The organism is Wolbachia endosymbiont of Atemnus politus, assembly GCF_013309895.1.
This window is the reverse complement of the sequence record NZ_JAAXCS010000117.1, coordinates 1-4,021: the sequence shown is the minus strand read 5'-3', so window position 1 is coordinate 4,021 and position 4,021 is coordinate 1. Positions and strand designations below refer to the sequence as shown.

Annotated in this window: 8 protein-coding genes; 7 read left to right on the top strand and 1 reads right to left on the bottom strand. The window is 38.3% G+C overall.

All coding sequences use genetic code 11. The features are described from left to right. The 7 genes from HET73_RS08675 to ltrA all read left to right on the top strand — a co-directional run. Positions 1-208, top strand: a 208-nt coding sequence (locus HET73_RS08675; protein ID WP_458694646.1) for a hypothetical protein, incomplete at its 5' end; no start/stop codon positions are given. Between the two features lie 34 nt (positions 209-242). After that, positions 243-671 (top strand): site-specific DNA-methyltransferase, encoded by a 429-nt coding sequence (locus HET73_RS06405; protein WP_343033096.1) that lies wholly within the window; start codon positions 243-245, stop codon positions 669-671. A gap of 30 nt (positions 672-701) precedes the next feature. Further along, a complete protein-coding gene (locus tag HET73_RS06400) occupies positions 702-1,448 on the top strand; it encodes a hypothetical protein (RefSeq protein ID WP_174134220.1) in 747 nt (248 codons plus the stop codon). After that, the gene (locus HET73_RS06395) at positions 1,426-1,596 is read left to right on the top strand and encodes a hypothetical protein (protein ID WP_174134219.1); all 171 of its coding nucleotides are present in this window, start codon (positions 1,426-1,428) and stop codon (positions 1,594-1,596) included. The genes HET73_RS06400 and HET73_RS06395 overlap by 23 nt, the downstream gene beginning before the upstream one ends. Before the next feature lie 163 nt (positions 1,597-1,759). Beyond that, on the top strand, positions 1,760-1,882 hold the full coding sequence (locus tag HET73_RS09145) for a hypothetical protein (protein WP_255453341.1): 123 nt from the start codon (positions 1,760-1,762) through the stop codon (positions 1,880-1,882). A 43-nt stretch (positions 1,883-1,925) separates the two neighbouring features. Beyond that, positions 1,926-2,186 carry a hypothetical protein gene (locus tag HET73_RS08670; RefSeq protein ID WP_246210239.1) on the top strand — a complete coding sequence of 87 codons (261 nt, stop codon included), beginning with the start codon at positions 1,926-1,928 and terminating at the stop codon, positions 2,184-2,186. Then, positions 2,140-3,147 (top strand): group II intron reverse transcriptase/maturase, encoded by a 1,008-nt coding sequence (gene ltrA, locus HET73_RS06390; protein ID WP_246210240.1) that lies wholly within the window; start codon positions 2,140-2,142, stop codon positions 3,145-3,147. The genes HET73_RS08670 and ltrA overlap by 47 nt, the downstream gene beginning before the upstream one ends. A 233-nt stretch (positions 3,148-3,380) precedes the next feature. Here the strand turns inward: ltrA and HET73_RS06385 are convergent. Continuing rightward, the coding region (locus HET73_RS06385) for a cation diffusion facilitator family transporter (RefSeq protein ID WP_174134218.1) at positions 3,381-4,021 on the bottom strand (641 nt) is incomplete at its 5' end.

The following is a 4,021-nucleotide window of genomic DNA, read 5'->3' as shown; positions in this document are numbered from 1 at the left end:
TTTTGTACTTGATCTGGGTGGGGCTTATGAAAAAGGCGTGCCATCTAGAAGTCTATATAATTTTAGAGTGCTTATACATTTCTGTGACGATATAGGATTCTTTCTTGCAGAAGATTTTTATTGGTATAATCCTTCTAAATTGCCAAGTCCGATTGAATGGGTCAATAAGAAAAAAATCAGAGTAAAAGATTCTGTTAACACAGTATAGCAAGACTGAGTGGCCTAAAGCAGACGTCACAAAAGTGCGAGTGGAATACAGTAGCCGCATGAAAAAACTTATCGAGAACCCAAAGGCTTATTATACTCCAAAAGAACGACCATCAGGACATAATATTGGTAGTAGCTTTGGTAAAGATAATGGGGGAGCCATTCCATCAAATCTTTTGCAGATTCCCAATTCAGAATCCAACAGCCGCTATCTTACTGCATGTAAAGAACTAGGTATAAAACAGCATCCAGCTCGATTTCCTGCTAAATTACCTCAATTTTTTATTAGGTTTCTAACACAACCGGGAGATGTTGTTTTAGATATTTTTGCTGGTTCTAACGCAACAGGTTTTGTATGTGAGCAAGAGAACCGCTACTGGCTAGCATTTGAAGAAAACAGAGAATATCTTGCTGCATCTGCTTTGAGGTTTTTAGAACCGGCTTGCTATTTCAACTACAACTAAATCAAAAAATTTTATAAGGAGAAAAACATTATGAGAACGCTGAAAAAAATAAGAAAAGCTATTGTCAAAAAACTCAAAAATTGGAAGGGAAAGCCCACTCCAACAGCAAGTGCCTCTAGCAGTAAGGACTTTCTAGAAGAAACCAAAAAACCTTCAGAAAATATTCTTAGTGTAGAAACGTCTACGGAACAGCAAGCCCCTTCTCCTACTGTTATAACAGAAACTGCTATCAATACTAGAATTACTACATCTGAGGATGAAAATAGTGTAAAAGATGTAACAGCTATAAAGAATAAAGATACTACTCCTGTAATTGATGAAGTTACCACTGACACTGAATTCTATGAAGATATTAATGAGAATAGCGAGATTCTTAATACAGGGCAACCTATGTGTGAAAGCAGAGAAGAGCTCCAAAATGCTTCAATAGACACTACTGCACAAGAGCCAAACGCCCCTGATAACCCCTCTACTGCTGAACCATCTGGCAAAGGAAATTCTGCAGACGAAAAATCATCAAAAAAGGCAATTCAACCAATTATAGCTGGTATTGTTGGCACAGTGTTGTTGGTAAGTTGTATTGCGTCGTACATCATGAAAATGCATATCATAGCAGCGGTTGTAGGAATAATAGGACTAGCTTGTATGAGCTTTGCGTTGTACAGTACTTTGAAGCCAAATACCAAGCTTGAAAAAGTAGATGATGTAGAAGTGTGCCGTAGAGATGCAAAGGATGTTTATATAGAACAAGCTAGTGCAAAGCTATGCAATAGATGAGGGAGGGCCCCTCGGAGCCGGTTTACAAGAGCAGGCTTCAAACTACCATAAGCTGCTTTGGTCAAGAGTCAAGGTAGTGAGCGTTATGGAAAAGGCGCAATTATGCGTCATGTATGAAATAGGAAGGCGAATGAAAATGAACCACTGAAGAAGTGTCGAAATTCCTGTGAACGACATTAAAACTAAGTGCTTTCTATACACTTAGGATAAATCTATCGGGAGCTTGTTTACTGGATAGGTAGTGTCCGGCATAGAGGTGGCGCGAGTCTATTTTTGGCTATTGTGTAGAACTACGGGAACCTGTCGTTACGATGATAAGGGAGAAATTCAAGGAGCTAAACTCCAAGGGTGAGAGTACCAATGCGGAAAACAGGGGCGGATTAGCTCGTAGTAGTGAAGAAGTTTCTGTAATGGAAATGGAGCAAAGGGGCTAAGTTATTCAGTTTTAATTATTTGTCAACCGAAAGGGAGGAGTAAATGAATAAAACAAAGTCTTTTGATATACCGAAGCAGCTTATTTGGAGAGCTTATAAACAAGTATCGAAGAATAAAGGTGCTGCTGGTGTGGATGAGGTTTCGATAATAAAGTTTGAAGAAAATCTAAAAGATAATCTATACAAATTATGGAATCGAATGTCATCCGGAAGTTATTTTCCAGAGCCTGTAAAAGCAGTAGCAATACCAAAAGAAACTGGAGGGAGGACAAAGAATTTTAGGTATTCCTTCAGTATTCGATAGGATAGGGCAAACAGCAGCTTCTATGTATCTTGAGCCGCTAGTAGAGCCAAAATTCCATGAGGATTCATATGGTTATAGACCAAATAAATCAGCACTGGATGCGGTAGATACAGCACGCAAGAGATGCTGGAGGTACGATTGGACGATAGATCTTGATATATCTGGATTTTTCGACAATGTAGACCACGGCTTGGCATTACAAGCTATCAAGAAACATACAGATTGCAAATGGGTCACACTGTACGTTGAAAGGTGGATGAAAGCCGCTATTCAGCAAGCAGATGGCAGCAAGGTAGTTAGGGAAAAAGGAGTTCCGCAAGGAGGCTCAATCATCTCTAATATATTCATGCATCATGTATTTGATATATGGATGGAACAAAACTACCCGACAATACCATTTGAGAGGTATGTGGATGATGTGATAGTACACTGCAAAACCAAGGAACAGGCAGATTTTATGCGAGTAGCAATCGAAGAAAGACTGGCAAAATGTAAGCTAAAAATACATCCTGAAAAGACGCAAATAGTGTACTGTAAGGACGATAACAGGAGAGGTGAGTTTCCAATACAAAGTTTTGACTTCCTAGGCTACACTTTTAGACCTAGGCTAGCGAAAAACAACAAAATAGAAACTTATTTTGTCTCATTTATACCTGCAATTAGCAATAAAGCCAAGAAGAAGATTACTACAACCATAAGTTCGTGGAAAATACACCTACTTACAGGAAAGAAGTTAGAGGAGATATCAAAGAAAGTAAATCCAATAGTCAGAGGCTGGTGTCAGTATTACGGCAGGTTTTACCGAACGGAGATGTACAAACTTCTTAACAATATAGAGCGGCATCTAGAAAAGTGGGTAAGAAAGAAATATCGGAAATTGGGAAAAAGACTAGCAAGGCAACTTCTAGGAAAAATGAGAGCAGGGAATCCGAATACTTTCTACCACTGGAGGCTAGTATAGGAGTCAAAGTACCGAATAATGGGAGCTGTATAAATCGAGAGGTTTACGTACAGTTCTGCGAGCGGCTAGTGGGGAAGTTCCACTGGCCTACTCTCCCTGTACATCAAGTTTATTCTATTTTGTTTCAGCATTTACCATATCACTTAATAATTTTTTTGTTCAGTCTTTAACCATTCCTTCTTTAACTTAATAGCAGTCACTACGTTGAACGGATACGTTATCACTATATTAAGCTATGTCTTCAATATTTTCTCATCAGCACACTCATTGTATTCAATCTCAACTGTGGAGTGTGCAATTTTGAACTTATTTAGTAGTATTTTTTTTATCTCGTATAAAATATCAGTGTGTTGTGCATTTTGCTTTACCTTGGCATGCATGGTAATTATAAAATAATTGTCGGACAGTGACCACGCATGTATGTGGTGCACATCTGTCACTTCAGGTAGCTCAGATACAATCTCACTTTTTATCTCTTCAGCAGATATACCTTCTGGTGTACCTTCAAGGAGTATATGGCAAGAATTCTTGAGAATTTTATAGCCACTGTTTAAGATTATTACGCTGACAAATACTGACAGAATAGGATCTACTATCTGCCATCCAGTAAGCATGATAATCACGGATGCAAGTATGGCAGCTACAGAACCTAAAATATCTCCTATAACGTGCAGTACGGCACTTTTTATGTTTATATTGCTTTCGCATTTGCTATGTAATACGAAAAAGACTATGATGTTAGCAATTAGCCCGAGTGTGGCAATAGTTAACATTATTTTCCACTCGACGTTGACCGGAAAAATAAATCTCTTTATTGACTCAATTATGATGATTACTGCAATGAGAAATAGGGTTAAACCATTAACAAACGCTG

What these genes read in the sequence shown, in the direction of transcription:
- HET73_RS06400 (WP_174134220.1), top strand. Translation starts at nt 702, where the DNA reads ATGAGAACGCTGAAAAAAATAAGAAAAGCTATTGTCAAAAAACTCAAA.
- HET73_RS09145 (WP_255453341.1), top strand. Translation starts at nt 1,760, where the DNA reads ATGATAAGGGAGAAATTCAAGGAGCTAAACTCCAAGGGTGAGAGTACC.
- HET73_RS08670 (WP_246210239.1), top strand. Translation starts at nt 1,926, where the DNA reads ATGAATAAAACAAAGTCTTTTGATATACCGAAGCAGCTTATTTGGAGA.